A 19,310-nucleotide genomic window follows, 5' to 3' on the forward strand; every position below is an offset into this window, starting at 1 on the left:
TTTTAAGTGGTAGACGCGCCTGGATCCGCTAAGCCGGCACCGCGTGTCAACTCAACGCCGTAGGAGTGCAATGGCTCCACGCGCGATTCTTCGAGGAGATAGCGGGCGCCGACGATGCCGAAGGAGCCATCGTCAAGCTGCTTGCGCACATTAGGGATGCTGGCCACGACCTGGGTGACGGTTTGGAGGGTGTGTTGACGCTCGACATCGGCAAGCGTGGCGTCAGGGCCCGCAGTCCAAGCGGACGTCGCGACCTTCTCGATGATGGGCCGCTGCAGGCCGATGGGCAACTCGCCCCCGCGGACAAAATCCACCGCGGCCGCCACCGCACCGCAGGACTGGTGACCCAAGACCACCAACAGGTTGGGGTGCAGGTGGTCGAGCGCATAGTCCAAGGAAGCCAGCACGGAGGCGTCCAGGATGTGGCCGGCGGTGCGGATGACGAAGGCATCGCCGAAACCGATATTGAAGATGTGCTCGATGGGCGCGCGGGAATCCGAGCAAGCCAGGACCACCACGCGGGGATCCTGGCCCTTGGTGAGCCCGTCGCGCTCATAAATCTTGTTGAGATCCATGATGGTGCCGTCGATGACGCGCTGGTTTCCGGCCTGGAGGGCCTCCCAGACGGCTTGCGGATTATGGGCAACGTTACTTAATGGCATGAACTACATTTTAATGCCCTAGACTGTCCTGCGAGATGGATACGCACGCACTTCTTTCCTGGTTTGACGCCAATGAACGCGATTTGCCCTGGCGGCGCCCCGGTACCTCCGCCTGGGGAGTGCTCCTTTCCGAGGTCATGAGCCAGCAGACCCCCGTCGCCCGCGTCGCCCCCGTGTGGGAGGAATGGATGCGGCGCTGGCCCACCCCCACGGACTTCGCCCAAGCCTCCCGCGCCGAGGTTCTGCGCGCCTGGGGCAAGCTCGGCTACCCGCGGCGCGCGCTGCGGCTCTGGGAGTGCGCGGGGGTAATGGACGAGGTTCCATCAGACGTGGATGAGCTGCTCGCACTGCCTGGAATCGGCGACTACACTGCCCGCGCCGTGGCGTGCTTTCACTTTGGCCAGAACGTGCCGGTGGTCGATACCAACGTGCGCCGCGTCTATGCCCGCGCCGAGGACGGGAATTTCCTCGCCCCGTCGCCCTCCAAGCGCGAGCTCGCCGCTGTGGCCGCCCTCTTGCCCGAGCGCAACGGGCCGCGGTTTTCTGCTGCGCTCATGGAGCTCGGCGCGCTGGTGTGTACGGCGAAAAATCCCGATTGTAAGCGCTGTCCCCTGCGCGCGACGTGTGCCTGGCAGCTCGCCGGGTGCCCCGAGCCTTCCGCCGCGGAACAATCCCGCGCAAAAAAGCGCGTGCAAAAATTTGCCGGGACCGACAGGCAGGTGCGCGGCAAGATTCTAGACGTGCTGCGCGCCGCCGAACACCCGGTGCCGCAGTCTGCTATCGACGTGGTTTGGCCCGATGCCGCGCAACGTTCCCGCGCGCTGGCTTCGCTGCTTGACGATGGCCTCGCCGAGCAAAACTCCGCCGGCCTCTTCCACCTGCCGGTTTAACCACCTGACGGTCTAACCACCTGCCGGTTTAACCTCCCGCCGGGCCTATCAGCGTTGAAGCACAGAGAATCGTTAACGCCAACGGCCGCGGAAGTTGAGCCCGCCAGGGAGGTTGACCCACATGCCGCCGCGAGAATTAAAGGTCACCGGGCCAATCTTCGTGGACATGGAAGCACCGGATCCGGAGATGTTAATCCAGCTATTCTTGCCGGTCTTTTTGCGCGAACGATATTGAAGTCCCATAACCGGCCATTTTAGCAATACCCCCGTGCACCACGCTGGGCACATACGAAAACCACCCAAGGTTCGCAGTGGAACCGAGGGTGGTTATGGAGGCCCGCGCGGGCCGGGGCGGGGCGGGCCGAGCCGATTAGTTACATCGGCTGGCCAGCACCTGCTGGTGGCGGGTTCTTGCCATCGTCGTCGGAGTTACCAGGGCCCGGCGTTTCCGAAGGCACATCCGGGGAAATGACATCCGGCTCGCCGTTGGTGTCGATGCCGTCATTGTCGGAACCGGAACCGCCGTCCTTTGGACCGTTGCCGTCGCCGTTGTCGTCGTTGGAATCGGAATCGGAGTTATCCGAATCGGAACCGTCGGAGGGATCGTTGTCGCGGACGGAGGCATCGGCAAGCGAAGGCTCATCGATGTCATCCGGCAGCGGCTTCGGGCGCGGGGTGAAAGTGAAGGTAGCGCCGGAGTCGTCCTTGGACTCGCCGTCCCAGCCTTCGACGTCGACCGAGATGATCTCGCCGGCGCCAATCTCGCCGAAGAGGATCTTCTCCGAGAGCTGGTCCTCGATATCGCGCTGAATGGTGCGGCGCAACGGACGAGCACCAAGAACCGGGTCGAAGCCGCGCTGGGCCAGGAGGTTCTGGGCCTTATCGGTGAGCTCGATGCCCATATCGCGCTCCTCCAGCTGGGTACCCACGCGGTCAATGAGCAGGTTAACCATCTGCACGATCTGCTCGCGGGTGAGCTGGTGGAAGACCACGACGTCATCGATACGGTTCAGGAACTCGGGGCGGAAGTGCTTCTTCAGCTCGTCGTTGACCTTTGCCTTCATCCGCTCGTACTGGGCGTCCGAATCGTTCTCGCTGGCGCCGGTAAAGCCCAAGCCCACCGGCTTAGAGATGTCCTGGGTACCCAGGTTCGAGGTGAAGATGAGGACGGTGTTCTTGAAGTCGACGACGCGGCCCTGGCCATCGGTAAGCCGGCCATCTTCCAGCACCTGCAGCAAGGTGTTGTAGATCTCCTTGTGGGCCTTTTCGATCTCATCAAAAAGCACCACGGAGAATGGCTTGCGGCGAACCTTCTCGGTCAGCTGGCCGCCCTCTTCGTAGCCAACGTATCCCGGAGGAGCACCGAAGAGGCGGGAGGCGGTGAAGCGGTCGTGGAACTCGCCCATGTCGATCTGGATGAGGTCATCATCTGAACCGAAGAGGAAGTTAGCCAGCGACTTCGACAGCTCAGTCTTACCCACACCGGACGGGCCGGCGAAGATGAAGGAACCGGAAGGACGGCGTGGATCCTTGAGGCCTGCACGGGTGCGGCGGATGGCGCGGGAGACGGACTTGACCGCCTCGTCCTGGCCAATGATGCGCTTGTGCAGCTCTTCTTCCATGTTGAGCAGGCGGGAAGATTCCTTCTCCGTCAGCTTCAGCACGGGGATGCCGGTCCAGTGCGCCAGAACCTCAGCAATTTGGTCCTCGCCCACCTCGGCGATTTCCTCCAGGTCACCGGAGCGCCACTGCTTTTCCTTCTCGGAGCGCTCCTCGCCCAGCTTGCGCTCGTCATCGCGCAGGCCGGCGGCCTTTTCGAAGTCCTGGGCATCGATAGCCGCTTCCTTTTCCCGGCGAACCTCTGCGATGCGGTCATCGACCTCGCGCAGGCCCTTCGGGGCGGTCATGCGCTTGATGCGCATGCGGGCACCGGCCTCATCGAGGAGGTCGACGGCCTTATCCGGCAAGAAGCGGTCATTGATGTAGCGGTCCGCCAGCTGCGCGGCAGCGTGCAGTGCCTCATCGGTGTAGGACACGCGGTGGTGCGCCTCGTACTTATCGCGCAGGCCCTTCAGGATGAGGAAAGTATCATCCAGCGAAGGTTCATCGACCTGCACCGGCTGGAAACGACGCTCCAGCGCGGCATCCTTTTCGATGTGCTTGCGATACTCATCCAGGGTGGTAGCACCGATGGTCTGTAGCTCACCGCGGGCAAGCTTGGGTTTTAGCAGCGAAGCAGCGTCGATGGCACCTTCGGCGGCACCGGCACCGACGAGGGTGTGAATCTCGTCGATGAATAAGATGATGTCACCGCGCTGGTTAATTTCCTTAAGAACCTTCTTTAGGCGTTCCTCAAAGTCACCGCGGTAGCGGGAACCGGCAACCAAAGAACCCAGGTCAAGCGAGTACAGCTGCTTGTCCTTAAGAGTTTCTGGGACCTTGCCGTTGACGATGTCCAGCGCCAAGCCCTCAACCACAGCGGTCTTACCAACGCCGGGCTCACCGATGAGCACCGGGTTGTTCTTGGTGCGGCGGGAGAGTACCTGCATGATGCGCTCAACCTCAGACTCGCGACCAACGACGGGGTCTAGCTTGCCGTCCTTGGCTGCCTGGGTGAGGTTGCGGCCGAACTGGTCCAGCACGAGCGAGTTGGAGCGCTCGCCCGAGCCGCCGGAACCACCGCGTCCGCCGGCACCGGCGCCGGAACCTGCGCCCGCGCCGATGGGGCCTGGGGCTTGGTTCGAGTCGCCGCCGCCTTCTTGCTGGCCGCCCTCGTAGCCGGACAGCAGCTGGATAACCTGCTGACGCACGCGCGGCAGATCAGCGCCGAGCTTCGTCAGCACCTGTGCGGCAACGCCGTCGCCCTCACGGATAAGTCCGAGCAGGAGGAACTCCGTGCCGATGTACTTGTGACCCATCTGCAGGCCCTCGCGCAAGGACAGCTCAAGGACCTTCTTAGCGCGCGGGGTAAAAGGAATGTGGCCGGTGTGCGGCTGGCTGCCCTGGCCGATGATCTCCTCTACCTCACGGCGCACGTCCTCCAAGGAAATGCCCATGGACTCTAGAGCCTTGGCAGCTACACCTTCTCCCTCGTGGATAAGGCCGAGCAGGATGTGCTCGGTTCCGATGTAGTTGTGGTTAAGCATGCGTGCTTCTTCTTGCGCCAAAACGATGACGCGACGAGCACGGTCTGTAAACCTCTCGAACATGACTCCCCTAAACTTTCGCTTCTAATGTGGTACCCACTGTAACGCCGCACGCCCCAAAGGATTTCCTCTTTTTGGCCCCCATCGCCCTATAAACGGCCCAAACCGCCCATACTCGCAGCTCACATGGGTGTACGCCGGTAGCGAACAGGGCCTTTTTGCTCTAGAATCTTCTTCATTCTCCCTGTCGTCTCGTAGATACAAAGGAATAAAATAGCCGTGCCGCACCTTCCCGAATTCTTTGCTTCCCAGCACAACCTGCACGAAAAGGCAGTGCTGGATGAGGGGCCCAACTCCACCCTTTTTGTCGTGGAGGATGGCTCCACGCACGAGGAATTTACGGTGGAGATCTTTGCGGCGGAGGCAAGGGGCATCGTCAAGGCCTCTACCGCCTTGCACGGCCTGCACCACCCCGCGCTCGCCGCCCTGGTGGGCTCTGGCACCACCGCGGATGGCCAGGAGTTCTTGGTCCGCAAGGGCTGTAAGGGCACAGCCTTGCCCGCGCTTGCCGATGCCCCCACCAAACTCCGCGCCCAAGAAATCCTCACCCCCGTGGCCGGAGCGGTGGATTTCCTGATTAGCCGCAACCGCGCGGATTTCGCCGTCCATGGACTCAAGGCCGAGCGCGTTTTCGTGGATGAGGATAAAGAGGTCGCCGTCCTCGCCGCCGCTGGCCCAGGCGGTGCCAGCTCCGCGGAGACAACGGCGGAGAAGTCTGCACAGGAAACCGCCGAGAAAGATTCGGAAAAGGCGAAGAGCGCGACGGGTGCCGATGCGGTCCGCGCCTTCCAAAAACTCGTTACCGCCACGTGTCCTTCTTTTAGGCCGGACAAGGATTTCTCGAGCGCTAAAGAGGTCGTTAAGGCGCTGCGCCCCGAGCGGGATCTCGATACCTCACAATTCCCGCCGGTGCAGGTCGCAGAGCCCGAGTCCCAGCCGCAACAACAGTTCCCGCCACAACCGCAGCAACAGTTCCCACCGCAGAACCAGGCCGGGCCGCAGTATCAACAGCAATACCAGCAGCAGTACCAGCAACAGCCGGTACCGCCGATGAATACGGCCCCGCCAAAGAAGAAGGGCAAGGGCGGGCTCATCGCGCTCATTTCTGTTTTGGCCGTCATCGCGGTGGCCGCCGCGGGCGCGTTGTGGTTCTTCCTGTCCTACCCCAGCTGGGATGACAAGGAAAAGAACCTAGCGGATGCTTATCCGAGCCTGATCGGCTCGCGCAGCGGCCAAGACGGCGCGCTCGGTGCAGAGTGTTCCTCCCGTCCTCCAGAAGATGGACAAGAAGCGAAGATCACCTGCTCGGGCGATGGTTTCAACTACACCGCCGCCTACTACCCCAGTGTGGAAGAACGCGATGCCGTCCTCCCAAACACTGACCCAGTAGAGCTGTCTAACGATAGGTGCACCATCCAAAGCTACGAGGCCTCAACGGATCCGCAGACCTACGTTATGGCCGTGGAAGGCACCCAGTCCATCTTCATGGTGTGGGGCGACGATGCCGAATCCGCGCGGCTAAAGCTACCTTTGTGCGCGCAGTAGGCGCCGGAGGAGAGCTGGCGAGGCTGACCGGTCCGCGCTCTCCCGGCAGGGGTTACTCCGCGCGGCGCTAGTCCGCGCGGCGTTAGTCGGCGGCGGGCACGCGCTTGAGCAGCGGCGCTAGCACGAGCACGAAAAGCGAGAGCACGCCGGCGAAAAGGAAGGCCCAGTGCGCGCCTTGGGCGGTGGCGGCGGCCTCGCTCATGCCCTCGGCTTGGCCGGATTTGGTGCCGCTAGTCAAAAAGGCCACGAGGAAGGCGGTGCCCGCCGCGCCGGCGAGCTGCTGCAGCGTATTCAAAATGGCGGAGCCGTGGGAGTAGAGGTGATCGGGAAGCGAGGACAGCGAGACCGTCATCAGCGGGGTCATCATGAGCGCGATGCCCACGGCGAACAGGACATGCATGCCGATGACCATCCATACCTCGCTATTTTCTGTCAGCAGGGTCATCAGCCAAATGCCGGTAGAAAACATGATGGCGCCGGGAATCAACAGGGGCCGGGGGCCAAGGGCGTCATAAATCCGCCCCACAATCGGGGAAATCCCGCCCTGCAGGAGGCCGCCTGGCATGACCACGAGGCCGGTGACCAGCGAGGATACCGCCAGCGAGGTCTGCAGATAAATGGGCAGAATATTCACCGTACCCAGCAGCAGGGCGAACATGAGCAGCATGGCGATAACCGCGAGGGTGAAATTGCGGACCTTGAACGGGCGCAGGTCCAATAGCGCGCGGTTTACCTTCGCCAACCGGTGTTGGCGCACGGTAAAGGTGATGAGGGCGAGGATGCCGAGGAGGAGCAGGAGGGCATCGGCAAGCGAGCCGCCCTCCACCATCTTTTCGATGGACGAAAGGCCGTAAATGAGCCCGCCGAAGGCCAGGGCGGATAAGAATACCGACGGAATATCGAGCGGGGTATCCCTGCGCTCGCCCACGTTGACCAGACGGAAGTAGCCGGCGATGCTAATGGCGGCGATGAGCGGAACCATGGCCCAGAAGATGACGTGCCAGGTCGCCATGCTCAAAATGAACCCGCCGACGGTGGGGCCTAGGGCCGGCGCGACGGAGATAACCACGGTGATAATGCCCATGATGGTGCCGCGGCGCTGCGGAGGAACGAGCGTCATGGCCACGGTCATAAGGGTGGGAATCATCAGCGCGGTACCGGCAGCCTGCAGCACGCGGCCGGCCAGCAGTAACCCAAAGGCCGGGGCGAGCGCCGCTAGCACCGTGCCCGTCAGGAAGATGCCGGTGGAGGCGCCAAAAATCTGCCGGGTGGTGAATTTATCCATCAGGAACCCAGTGGTGGGAATGACCACGCCCATGGTGAGCAAGAAGCCGGTCAGCAGCCACTGCGCGGAGGTCGCCGGGATGGAGAAATCCGCCATGATGGTGGGCAGCGCCACCGAAAGCGCGGTTTCATTCAGGATCATCACCATCGCGGAGAGCACCAAGATGGTGAGGTTGGCTATGACCTCTGCGGAAATTTTCGGGGCGGGATTCTGAGACACCAAATCAGGATACTGAGTTGGCTTAACCTGCAAAACTTGGGGCGTATGATTTAGATGTCTTCTACCGCACCCTCGATTCACGTTAGGCAATCCCACAGTGCATTTCCTCAATGATTCCCGCCCGCCCTACGAGCTGACCTACTCGGATGTATTTATGGTGCCGAATCACTCGGATGTTGGCTCGCGGCAGGCGGTCGACCTCACCGCGGCCGATGGCACGGGCAATACCATCCCGCTCATCGTGGCGAATATGACCGCGGTGGCCGGCCGCCGCATGGCAGAGACCATCGCCCGGCGCGGCGGCATGGCCATCCTGCCGCAGGATCTCAGCCTGGAGGCCGCGGCGGAGACGATCGCCTCGGTAAAGGCCGCTGACCTGGTCTATGACACCCCAATCACCATCAAGCCGCACCACACGGTGGGCTATGCCAGCAACCTTTTGCACAAGCGCGCCCACGGCGCGGCCATCGTGGTCGACGGCGCGCTGCCGGTGGGCGTCATTACGCCGAAGGACCTGCGCGGGCAGGATAATTTTACCGCCGTGGGCGAGCTCATGACCACGGATTTGGTCACCTTACCGGTGGGCATCGACCCACAGGAGGCCTTTACCCGCCTGCGCGCAACCTCGCGCAAGCTCGCCCCTGTGGTCAACCCGGATGGCACGCTGGCCGGCATTTTGACGCGCAAGGGTGCGTTGCGGGCGACGATGTATAAGCCGGGCATCGACAAGCAGGGGCGCCTGCACATCGGTGCCGCGGTGGGCATTAATGGCGACGTTGAGGGCAGGGCGCGGGCGCTTGCCGATGCCGGCGCTGACGTCCTCGTCATCGATACCGCCCACGGGCATCAAGACAGCATGCTGGCGGCGCTGCGCAAGGTCCGGGACCTGGATTTGGGTTTGCCGATTGCCGCCGGAAACGTGGTCACGGCCGCCGGCGTGCGCGAGTTGGCCGCGGCGGGCGCGGATATTATCAAGGTCGGCGTGGGCCCCGGCGCGATGTGCACCACCCGCATGCAAACCGGCGTGGGGCGCCCGCAATTTTCCGCCGTGCTGGAGTGTGCCGCCGCAGCCCGCGAGGTTGGCGCGCACGTATGGGCCGATGGTGGCGTGCGCGATCCCCGCGACGTGGCCCTGGCGCTGGCCGCGGGCGCGTCCAATGTGATGATTGGCTCCTGGTTCGCCGGCACCTTTGAATCGCCCGGTGACCTGCACAAGGACGCCGATGGCTCGTTCTACAAGGAATCGTTCGGCATGGCCTCGCGCAGGGCGGTGCGCGGGCGCAATTCCGCTACCGAGGCCTTTGAGCGCGCCCGCCGCGAGATGTTTGAAGAGGGCATTTCCACCTCCCGCATCTACCTCGATCCGGAACACGGCGGCGTGGAGTACTTGGTGGACCGCATCATCTCCGGCGTGCGCTCGTCCTGCACCTACGCCGGGGCCGATTCGCTGGCTAGCTTCCACGAGCGCGCCACCGTGGGTGTGCAATCGGCCGCCGGCTTTGCCGAGGGCCAGCCGCGGGCCACCAACCGCTAGGACGCTTTGGGCGCATGCTACTTTTCAAGTATGTTGACTCGCTATGACCAGGCGGCCTCGCGCGCGGCCGCGCAGGTTATGGGGCAGTATTCCACCAGTTTTACCCTGGCCACGCGCCTTTTGCGCGGGCGGGTGCGCGAAGACATCCGCCACCTTTATGCCGTAGTGCGCTTCGCAGACGAGCTTGTCGATGGCACCGCGCACCAAGCCAGCATCGATGCCGCCGCCGCGCTCGATGCCTACGAGACAGCGATCCTAGCGGCGCCGGAGAAAAGGTTGCACACCGATCCCGTCGTGCACTCCTATGCCATTACCGCTAGGCGCTGTGGCTTCCAGCGCGAGCACCTCGTGGCCTTTTTCGATTCCATGCGCGCCGACCTTTCCCAGCGGGAGTATTCCGCCGCGGAACTCGCCGAGTATATCTACGGTTCCGCCGAGGTCATCGGCTTATTGTGCGTGCAGGTCTTCTTGGCGGAAGAAACCGTGTCCGCCGCCGACCGCTCCACGATGGACCGCGGCGCACGCCACTTGGGGGCAGCGTTTCAAAAGATTAACTTCCTGCGGGATTTAGGCGAGGACTCCTCGGTCCTGGGCCGGGCCTATTTTCCACAGGCCGCTGGCGGAGAGCTTTCCGAGGCCGCCAAGTCCGCGCTCATCGCCGATATCCGCCACGATCTCGCTGCCGCCGAAGAATCCATTAACCTCTTGCCGCTATCCGCCCGCTTCGGTGTGCGCGCGGCCGCCGATATCTTTGCCGAGCTCACCAACCGGCTCGCCGCTACCCCCGCCGCGGAGTTAAAAACCACCCGCATATCCGTGCCGAATCGCACCAAGGCGTGGGTGGCCGCCCGTGCGGTGCGAGCGGTGCGTGCGGTGCGTAGGCGCGCGGTGCGGTAATGCACCGCGCGTAGGTAAAGGACCCCGCCGAAGACTGAATCCTAAGGAGAACATCATGCACGCCGTCGTCATCGGGGCCGGCATCGCCGGCCTTGCCACCGCTGCCCTCCTCGGAAAAGAGGGCTATGAAGTTACCGTCGTAGACTCCCTAGACGAGGTCGGCGGGCGCGCGGGCAGCTATGCGGAGGCTGGGTTCCGCTGGGATACCGGACCGTCCTGGTACCTCATGCCGGATGCCTTCGACCACTTCTTTTCCCTCTGCGGTACCTCGACAGAAAAGGAACTGGATCTGGTGGGACTCTCGCCGGATTACCGCGTCTATACCGGCGGCCCCGCCGAATCCGCTACTGGCACCGGCTCGCGCCCTGCCCCCGTGGATGTACATTCCGGGACCGATAACGTGGCCCAACTCTTCGAGTCGCTAGAACCAGGCGCGGGCAGCCAGGTGCGCAGCTATTTGGCAGATGCCAGCGACGCCTACAACGTAGCGCTCGATCACTTTTTGTACACCACATTTTCGGCGCCCTTGAACTTGGTGCATGCAGATATTCGGCATCGGCTAGCGCGGATTGCAGCGCTGCTTACTACTAGCTTGCAAAAGCACGTCAACGGGCAATTTTCGGATACGCGCCTGCGACAGATCCTGAGCTACCCAGCGGTTTTTCTCTCCTCCGAGCCTGCCGCGGCCCCAGCGCTGTATTCCCTTTTAAGCCATACTGACCTGGTGGAAGGTGTGCGCTACCCCCTCGGCGGATTCCACGCGGTGGTGCAGGCCATCTACCGCCAAGCGGAAAAATTCGGCGCCACCTTCCGCTTGGGTGAAGAGGTCACCTCCATCACCACCACCGGCGGGTCCTCCTCCCGCGCCACCGGCGTCCGCACAACGAACGGGCATATCGATGCCGATATTGTGGTCTCGGCTGCTGACCTGCACCACACCGAAAATCAGCTGCTGCCCCGGAAGCTGCGCACCTATCCGGAGCGCTACTGGGCCCGCCGCAATCCGGGGCTGGGTACCGTGGTGGTACTCGCCGGTGTGAAGGGAAAGCTCCCGGAGCTAGCTCACCACACCTTTTTGTTCAGCCAGGACTGGGACCCCGATTTCCGCGCAGTCTTTTCCGCGCCGGAAACGGAACGTCCCCTCGGCGCCTCTGAGTCCATCTACATTTCGAAGGTTTCGGCCACCGACGCGGATGTCGCACCAGAAGGCCACGAGAACTTGTTCTTCCTCATCCCCGTACCCGCTGCAGAAGCCTACGGGCACGGCGATGCCTACCATCCCGAGGCTTCCCCGCGCGTTGCTGCTATTGCCGATGCCGCCCTCGACCAGCTTTCCCGCACCGCCGATATTCCTGACCTCCGCGAGCGAATCACCATCACGCGCAGCCTCGGACCAGCCGATTTTGCCGACCGCTATCACTCCTGGTCAGGTGGAGCTTTGGGGCCAGCACATACGCTATTTCAATCTGCGTTCTTCCGCGGGCGCAATGCCTCGCGCAAGGTGGCCGGCCTCTACTACGCCGGTGCGACCACCGTGCCGGGCGTCGGCGTGCCGATGTGCCTGATTTCTGCAGAAAACATCATCAAACGCCTGCGCGGCGATACCTCCGCTGGGCCGCTTCCCACAGATGATGCCTGAGGCCGCTCGCCGGATCGTTCTCCACTTGCCGCCCACTTCTCGCAGCGCGGCCTCCGATGCGCAACGCCTCCCGTTCGGCCTCGATTGTGGAGCCTCTGATGCGCAACCTCCTTTGTGCAACCTCCGATGCAATAGGTCCTCGGTGATAACTGAGCAAACTCGGCCCTGAGATGTAGCATTTTTCGCTCAGATATCACCGAGGAGGTTGCACTTTTGTGAAACCGATAGAACTAGGCAGAAGTAGGCGTGCGACTCGGCCTGCGAGGCACACGCGGCGGGTGCAATGGGTAAACAAAAAGGCTGCAGCCAAAGGAAGGCTGCAGCCGGTTTCGGGGCGCTAACGGGTGCCTGCGTGGGCGGGCACCGAGTGGGGGCGCCGGGTATGGGCTACTTCTGTTCTGGCTTTACCAGCGGGAAGAGCACGGTCTCGCGAATTCCGAGGCCGGTCAGGGCCATGAGCAGGCGGTCCATGCCCATGCCGGTACCGGCCGTCGGCGGCATGCCCTGTTCCATCGCGGCCAGGAAGTCCTCGTCCAAGACCATGGCTTCCTCATCGCCACCGGCGGCAAGGCGGGCCTGGTCCTCGAAGCGCTCGCGCTGGACGACGGGATCGACAAGCTCCGAGTAGCCGGTGGCCAGCTCGAAGCCGCGCACGTACAGGTCCCACTTTTCGGTCACGCCGGGCTCGGAACGGTGCTGGCGGGTTAGCGGGGAGGTCTCGACCGGGAAGTTCTTCACAAAGATGGGGCCTTCCAGTTGGTCCTCGCACAGGACCTCCCAGATTTCCTCCACCAGTTTGCCGTGGCCCCAGCCTTCGCCCTGCGGCACGTCGAGGCCGATGATCTTGGCAATACCTTTAAGGGTCTCCACGTCGGTGTCGATGGTGACCTCCGGCTGGCCGGGGAACTTGCGCTGCAAGGCCTCGTTCAGGGACGGGTACATCTCGATTTCGGGCCATTGCTCGCCGCCGAAGTCGAAATCGGTGCCATCGGCAAGCGTGACGGTGGTAGAACCAAAGACCTCGCGGGCCACGGACTGGATGGACTCGCGGGTCATGCGGGCGCAATCATTGTAATCGCCCCAGGCGGCGTAGGTCTCCAGCATGGCGAACTCCGGCGAGTGGGAGCGGTCCACGCCCTCATTGCGGAAGTTGCGGTTGATTTCAAAGACGCGGTCGATGCCACCGACGACGGCGCGCTTCAAGTACAGCTCCGGAGCAATGCGCAGGTAGAGGTCAATATCGAGCGCATTGGAGTGGGTGATAAACGGGCGAGCGGCCGCACCACCGTGCAGGGTCTGCAGCATCGGGGTTTCGATCTCTACAAAGTCCTGGCCTTCCAGGTAATTGCGCAGCGCACGCATGACCTTCACGCGCACCATGGCGTTCTTGCGGGCCTCTTCGCGGATAATGAGGTCGTTATAGCGCTGGCGCACGCGGGTATCTTCAGCCATATCCGCGAAGGACACCGGCAGCGGGCGCAGGGACTTGGCCGCCATGGTCCATTCCTCAGCCATGATGGACAGCTCGCCACGGCGGGACGCAACCACGTGGCCGCTAACGGAGATGAAGTCGCCCAAATCCACATCGGACTTCCAGGCATCGAGGCGCTCCTTGCCCACCTTGGCCTGCGAAAGCATGGCCTGCATCTGGGTGCCATCGCCGTCCTGCAAGGTGGCAAAGCACAGCTTGCCGGTATTGCGCATGAAGATAAGGCGGCCGGCAATAGCGTGGGTGACCTCGGTTTCCTCACCAGCGGCCAGGTAGGTCACGCCCTCTTCATTGCCCGGCTCTTCGCCCTCGGCCACTACGCGGAAATCATGGCGCAATTCCTTGAGGGAGATAGTGCGCTCGACGGATACCGGGTAGGCCTCCACGCCGGATTCGAGCAGGCGATCGCGCTTCTCGCGGCGGATGCGCAGCTGCTCAGGGACATCGTTTACTTCATTATTCTTCTGCTCGCTCACGTTAGCCTAGGGTAGTCGATCCCGCCCGCTACCCGCGATTTGGCCCATAGCGCCCCTACCCCGGGAAAGATTTACGCATAGTTCACTTCGCTGTCACCTCAAGGCCAACGCACTGTTACTGGCATCCCCTTATATATATGGCTGACCCCATGTCTTATCAATATTTTCGACCTTCTTTGGAGCAGTAATAATGGCGCTTAAAGGCCGCAACCTTCTCTCTAGTCTCTTCGCATCCTCTCGTTCCAGCTTGACGTGCACCTACAAGTGCGGCAATGCCTGCTTCGGTGAATGTGAGAACAAGTCTGATAACCCATACTTCGGTGACCAGTTCTCCCGCCGTACCGCTCTGCGCGCGGGCAGCTTGTCCGTAGTAACCGTCGGCGGCGGCGCCGCGTTGGCTGCCTGCTCCAACCCGGATGAAGTCTCCAATGAAGCCTCTTCCTCCGAGGCCAAGGGGGGCAAGACTTCCGAGGCCAATGTAGAACTCACCTCCGCAGAGGGTATGAAGTTTGACCCAGTTGAGCCGAACGAAAAGGACGAAGTAGTCATCCCGGATGGCTATAAGCAGTCCGTTCTCATCGCCTGGGGAGACCCGCTGTTCAAGGATGCGCCAGAGTTTGATGATAAGAACCAGACGGCCGAGGCCGCCGAGAAGCAGTTCGGCTTCAATAACGACTTCGCCGGACTTATCGAGCACCCGGATGATGACAATCGCCTTATCTACGTCTGCTCCCACGAGTACACCACCGAGCCGCAGATGTTCCCCAACTACGATGCGGATAACCCCACCGAAGAGCAGGCCAAGATTGGTTGGGCGGGCCACGGCCACTCCATCGTGGAGGTGTCCAAGGTGGGCAATACCGGTGAACTCAAGCGCGAGTTTGGTCCGCTTAACCGCCGCATCACCGCCACGACCGAGTTCACTCTGGTTGGCCCAGCAGCCGGCTCCGAGTTTGTGAAGACCTCCGCCGATAAGACCGGCAAGCAGGTCAAGGGCACCCTGAATAACTGCTCCGGCGGCATCACTCCGTGGAACACCATGCTCTCCGGCGAGGAGAACTTTGACCAGTACTTCGCTCACGCCAACCTGGATGACAAGAAGGCACAGGAATCCCTTGAGCGCTTCGGCATGGAAGATGGCGAATCCGAGCGCAAGTGGGAGCGCTTTGATAAGCGCTTCGACGTCTCCAAGGAACCGAATGAGCCCAACCGCTTCGGCTGGATCGTAGAAATTAACCCACTGGACCCGGAGTCCACCCCGGTCAAGCACACCGCGCTTGGACGCTTCAAACACGAGGCCGGCAATATTCACATCGCTTCCGATGGCACCGTCGTGTGCTACTCCGGCGATGACTCCCGCTTCGAGTACATCTACAAGTTCATCTCCACCAAGAAGTACGAAGAAGGCAACATCGAGCACAACCTCAGCATCTTGGACCACGGCGCCTTGTACGTGGCCAAGATGGAAGGCAACTCCCCAGAAGATGAGATCGACGGTTCCGGCGTACTGCCAGAGGACGGTGCCTTCGACGGCGAAGGTAAGTGGATCAAGCTGCTGACCTCCGATACGGAGAACAACAAATTCGAGTCCCACGTCGATGGCATGTCCGCCGAAGAGGTTGCCGTCTACACCCGCGAGGCCGCCGATAAGGTGGGCGCTACCAAGATGGACCGCCCTGAAGATATGCAGGTCCACCCAGACTCTGAGAAGGTCTACGTGGCCCTGACCAATAACTCCTACCGCGGTGCTACCGGCGAAAACGCCAAGAAGAACAAGGAAGATCCGATGGAGTGGGCTCCCGTCAAGGAAAATAAGAACGGTCTGGTCATGGAGATTGAAGATGACCACGCTGGTGAAAAGTTCACCTGGAATCTCTTCCTGGTCTGTGGCGATCCGAAGGAGGCCAATACCTACTTCGGTGGCTTTGACAAGGAGAAGGTATCCCCAATTTCCTGCCCGGATAACTTGGCCTTTGATAACCACGGCAATATGTGGATTTCCACCGACGGCAACGCGCTCGAGTCCAACGACGGCCTCTACGCCGTAACCACCGAGGGCGATACCCGCGGTGAGCTCAAGTGCTTCCTGACCGTGCCGGCGGGCGCCGAGACCTGCGGCCCCATCGTCACCGATGAGCGCGTGATGGTCAACGTCCAGCACCCAGGCGAAACCGATGACGCCACCTTTGAAAAGCAAACCTCCCACTGGCCAGAGGGGGGCACGTCCACCCCACGCCCAGCAGTGGTTGTGGTGTGGAAGAAGGACGGAAATATCGGCGTCGATAAGAATTAAACGCCACTCGGTTTAAGCACCCACCGCGCGGCCCTCGTTCCTCTCGGAGCAGGGGCCGTGCTTTTCGTCTATCCACTGCGACTGAACTAAGAGGTGTACTCCGACCCGCCTGCCAAATATAAATCTGCCCACCGGTCTCCCCCACAAGCAAATAGATACGTGAGTTATGGCATACTGTCCGCACGTGTGAGACACGCCACCTTCCCGCCTATGAGGAGACACACACTATGAACTCTCTTGTCCTCGCCATTGTCGGCATCGCGATGATGGCCGCCGGCTACCTGCTCTATTCCAAGTTCCTGGGCAAGAGCATCTTCCGGTTATCTGAGAACTACACCACCCCAGCGCACCGCCTCAAAGACGGCGTGGATTATGTTCCCACCAATAAATATGTGCTGTGGGGCCACCACTTCACCTCCGTGGCGGGTGCGGCACCGATTATCGGCCCGGCAGTGGCCGTCATTTGGGGCTGGCTCCCGGCATTCCTGTGGGTCACGTTAGGCACCTTCTTCATCGCCGGCATGCACGACTTGGGTGCGCTGTGGGCCTCGCAGCGACACAAGGGTCAGTCGATTGGTACGTTGTCGGGGCGCTACATCGGCAAGCGCGGGCGCAACCTCTTCCTCATCGTGATCTTCTTGCTGCTGCTCATGGTCAATGCCGCGTTCGCCGTGGTGATTTCGAACCTGCTTATTTCCACGCCCTCGGCGGTCATTCCTACGTGGGGTGCCATTGCCGTCGCGCTGCTGATTGGCCAGGCCATCTACCGCCTGAACTGGAACCTGCCGCTGGTCTCCCTCGTGGGCGTGGTGGCGCTGTACTCGCTGATGGTTTTGGGCGACCGCTTCCCGGTCGTGTTGCCGGAGACGGTCCTGGGCATTCCCGCCAACGGCGTGTGGATCATCCTGCTATTTATCTACGCCTTCATCGCCTCGCTGCTGCCGGTGTGGGTGCTGCTCCAGCCGCGCGATTACATCAATGGCCTGCAGCTTTTCGTGGGGCTTATTATCTTGTACGGCTCCTTCCTCATCACCCGTCCGGAGCTCGCCGCCCCAGCCGTGCGCGAAAACGTTCCTGACGGCACCCCGGGGTTTTCCCGCTGCTTTTTGTCACCATCGCCTGCGGCGCCATCTCTGGCTTCCACGGCATCGTGGCCTCGGGTACCTCGTCTAAGCAGATTGATAAGGAAACCGATGTCCGCTTCGTGGGCTACTTCGGTGCTGTGGGCGAGGGTCTGCTGGCGCTCGGCACCATCATCGCCACCACCGCTGGCTTTAAGACCCTGGCGAATTGGGAGGAAATCTACGCCGAGTGGAACGCCGGCGGCGTCAATGCCTTCGTGCAAGGCGGCGGCGCGCTGATGAACGAGGGCCTGGGCATTCCCACCTCGCTGTCTGCCACCATCCTGGCGACGATGGCCGTGCTCTTCGCCGCCACCACCATGGACTCCGGCGTGCGCCTGCAGCGCATCGTGGTCCAGGAAATTGGCGAGATCATGGGTATCCGCATCACGGCCCTAGTCTCTACCATCATCGCGGTGGGCCTGGCCTTCGGCCTGACCTTCTCTGCGGGCGCGGACGGCTCCGGCGGCATGACCATCTGGCCGCTCTTCGGTACCACCAACCAGCTCATGGCCAGCCTGTCCTTGGCCATCGTCGTGGTCATCCTCACCCACCTGCGCCGGCCCACCCTGCCGGTTATCATCCCGCTCATCTTCGTCACCATCATGTCTCTGTGGGCAGCGCTGCTGCAGCTCAAGTCCCTGTTCGCGGATCAGAACTGGCTGCTCTTCGGCATGGACGTCGTCATCGTCATCGCCTCCATCTGGGTCATCGTGGAGTCGATCGGCGCTATCTCCAACGCACGCAAGGAACCGCCGCTGGAGTGGACCGACGACGATTCCGACGCTCCCCTTCCCCAGCATGCTCGACAAGCTTAAGGCCTTCGGTGCGGGGCTCAACGAGTTCTACCAAGCCCCGTACCGCGCCGTCTTTGCCAAGGCCCAGCAGCAAGAAGATGACCTATTTATGATGCTGGTGGCCTCGGAGGCGCTCGGCATCCCCAACCCCGCCAGCTACTACACGCTGGAGCTATTGCCGCTGGTTTACGAAGATTTCCACGCCTGGCACACGCGCATGGGCATGGATAAATCACCCGTGGAGAATATTCAATGCTGCTAGAAACCGCGCCCATCATGTTCTTTGGTGGCAAGGGCGGCGTGGGCAAGACCACCCTCGCCACGGCCACGGCCCTGTCCCTTTCCCAGGACCATAACGTGCTATTGGTCTCCACGGATCCGGCGCACAACCTGGGACATATCTTTGATGCCACGCTTTCCGATGCCCCCACTCACCTCACCCCATCCCTCTCCGCCATCGAGCTCGATCCGGCACGAGCCACCGAGGAACACCTCGCGACCGTGGGTGCCTCGATGCGCCGGTTCATGCCGGAGCACCTGCACGGCGAGGTAAAAAAGCACTTAGACTTGGCCCGCCAATCCCCCGGCACGCAGGAGGCGGCGCTCTTGGAGCGCATGGCCACCTTGGTCGCAAACGCTAACGAGTATGACTACCTCATCTTCGATACCGCCCCGTCCGGTCACACCTCCCGGCTGATGGCCCTGCCAGAAATCATGGCTTCCTATACCGATGGGCTGCTTGCCCGGCGCGAGAAGTCCGATAAATTCGGCTCATTGGTGCGCGGGATGTCCGCGGAATCCGGCGCCGATAACGATCCAGTGGACCGGCGCAATCAGGAAATCCGCGCCACGCTCTTCCAGCGCCGCGAGCGCTTCGAGCACCTGCGCACTGCGCTGACCTCAAAGAAGACCGTGTTCCACATCGTGCTCACCGCCGAGCGCCTGCCCGTCTTGGAATCTTCCGAGTTCCACGCGGATCTCACCGGCAATGGCGTGCGGGTTGGCTCCATGCTGGTCAACCGCCGCACGCCCGCGGTCCAAGGCGAGTTCTTGGCCTCCCGGCGCGCCGCCGAGGACGAGGCCCTGGCGCTCTTGCACGATAAGCTTCCCGATACCCCGGTCCACGAGATCCCCTGGCTCCCAGAAGAGGTGGGAAGCCCCGAAGCCGTGGCGCGGCTGGCGGAGCATCTATAGCGATCTGGAGCGATCTCTAACGGCCCATCCAGCACCCAGCGACCTCGAGTGAGATCGGAGTCT

General features: G+C 62.1%; 13 protein-coding genes and 1 pseudogene. 9 read left to right on the forward strand and 5 right to left on the reverse strand.

Going from position 1 to position 19,310, the window contains the following annotated elements:
- Window positions 1-2 precede the first annotated feature (2 nt).
- On the reverse strand, window positions 3-662 hold the full coding sequence (locus ABRP64_RS02060) for a carbonic anhydrase (protein ID WP_284770336.1): 660 nt from the start codon (window positions 660-662) through the stop codon (window positions 3-5).
- 35 nt (window positions 663-697) lie between these two features.
- Between ABRP64_RS02060 and ABRP64_RS02065 the strand changes: the two genes are divergently transcribed.
- The gene (locus ABRP64_RS02065; RefSeq protein WP_296089072.1) at window positions 698-1,552 is read left to right on the forward strand and encodes an HhH-GPD family protein; all 855 of its coding nucleotides are present in this window, start codon (window positions 698-700) and stop codon (window positions 1,550-1,552) included.
- 72 nt (window positions 1,553-1,624) lie between these two features.
- Here the strand turns inward: ABRP64_RS02065 and ABRP64_RS02070 are convergent, their stop codons facing one another.
- Both ABRP64_RS02070 and ABRP64_RS02075 read right to left on the reverse strand, forming a co-directional pair.
- Window positions 1,625-1,795: a DUF4236 domain-containing protein gene (locus ABRP64_RS02070; RefSeq protein WP_081443674.1), complete on the reverse strand. Its 171-nt coding sequence runs from the start codon at window positions 1,793-1,795 to the stop codon at window positions 1,625-1,627.
- 131 nt (window positions 1,796-1,926) lie between these two features.
- Complete coding sequence (locus ABRP64_RS02075) at window positions 1,927-4,761, reverse strand: ATP-dependent Clp protease ATP-binding subunit (RefSeq protein WP_284852292.1); 2,835 nt, start codon at window positions 4,759-4,761, stop codon at window positions 1,927-1,929.
- 216 nt (window positions 4,762-4,977) lie between these two features.
- Here ABRP64_RS02075 and ABRP64_RS02080 point away from each other — a divergent pair, with 216 nt between their 5' ends.
- Window positions 4,978-6,303 carry a serine/threonine protein kinase gene (locus ABRP64_RS02080; protein WP_349865225.1) on the forward strand — a complete coding sequence of 442 codons (1,326 nt, stop codon included), beginning with the start codon at window positions 4,978-4,980 and terminating at the stop codon, window positions 6,301-6,303.
- Between the two features lie 82 nt (window positions 6,304-6,385).
- Here ABRP64_RS02080 and ABRP64_RS02085 read toward each other — a convergent pair whose 3' ends face one another.
- On the reverse strand, window positions 6,386-7,807 hold the full coding sequence (locus ABRP64_RS02085; RefSeq protein WP_349865227.1) for an MDR family MFS transporter: 1,422 nt from the start codon (window positions 7,805-7,807) through the stop codon (window positions 6,386-6,388).
- Window positions 7,808-7,904: 97 nt separating this feature from the next.
- Here ABRP64_RS02085 and ABRP64_RS02090 point away from each other — a divergent pair, with 97 nt between their 5' ends.
- The 3 genes from ABRP64_RS02090 to crtI are packed head-to-tail and all read left to right on the forward strand — an operon-like array spanning window position 7,905 to window position 11,877.
- Complete coding sequence (locus tag ABRP64_RS02090) at window positions 7,905-9,341, forward strand: GuaB1 family IMP dehydrogenase-related protein (protein WP_284782646.1); 1,437 nt, start codon at window positions 7,905-7,907, stop codon at window positions 9,339-9,341.
- 30 nt (window positions 9,342-9,371) lie between these two features.
- Window positions 9,372-10,238, forward strand: a complete 867-nt coding sequence (locus tag ABRP64_RS02095; RefSeq protein WP_349865229.1) for a phytoene/squalene synthase family protein — start codon at window positions 9,372-9,374, stop codon at window positions 10,236-10,238.
- A gap of 55 nt (window positions 10,239-10,293) precedes the next feature.
- Window positions 10,294-11,877 (forward strand): phytoene desaturase family protein, encoded by a 1,584-nt coding sequence (crtI, locus tag ABRP64_RS02100; protein ID WP_349865231.1) that lies wholly within the window; start codon window positions 10,294-10,296, stop codon window positions 11,875-11,877.
- A 387-nt stretch (window positions 11,878-12,264) separates the two neighbouring features.
- On the opposite strand, the gene lysS is transcribed toward crtI, so the two are convergent.
- A complete protein-coding gene (gene lysS / locus ABRP64_RS02105; protein ID WP_349865233.1) occupies window positions 12,265-13,842 on the reverse strand; it encodes a lysine--tRNA ligase in 1,578 nt (525 codons plus the stop codon).
- Between the two features lie 190 nt (window positions 13,843-14,032).
- Between lysS and ABRP64_RS02110 the strand changes: the two genes are divergently transcribed.
- From ABRP64_RS02110 to ABRP64_RS02125, 4 genes and pseudogenes are all read left to right on the forward strand, one after another.
- Entirely contained in the window at window positions 14,033-16,135 is a 2,103-nt protein-coding gene (locus tag ABRP64_RS02110) for a PhoX family protein (RefSeq protein ID WP_284770327.1), read from the forward strand.
- Between the two features lie 227 nt (window positions 16,136-16,362).
- Window positions 16,363-18,074 (forward strand): annotated as a pseudogene (locus ABRP64_RS02115) (carbon starvation CstA family protein).
- The gene (locus tag ABRP64_RS02120; protein ID WP_284782640.1) at window positions 18,058-18,315 is read left to right on the forward strand and encodes a cory-CC-star protein; all 258 of its coding nucleotides are present in this window, start codon (window positions 18,058-18,060) and stop codon (window positions 18,313-18,315) included. The pseudogene ABRP64_RS02115 and the gene ABRP64_RS02120 overlap by 17 nt, the downstream one beginning before the upstream one ends.
- Entirely contained in the window at window positions 18,306-19,247 is a 942-nt protein-coding gene (locus ABRP64_RS02125; RefSeq protein ID WP_349865235.1) for an ArsA family ATPase, read from the forward strand. Before ABRP64_RS02120 ends, ABRP64_RS02125 begins: the two co-directional genes overlap by 10 nt.
- The last annotated feature ends 63 nt before the right edge of the window (window positions 19,248-19,310 follow it).

The organism is Corynebacterium sp. KPL4015 (genome assembly GCF_040225725.1).
Taxonomy (GTDB): domain Bacteria; phylum Actinomycetota; class Actinomycetes; order Mycobacteriales; family Mycobacteriaceae; genus Corynebacterium; species Corynebacterium rhinophilum.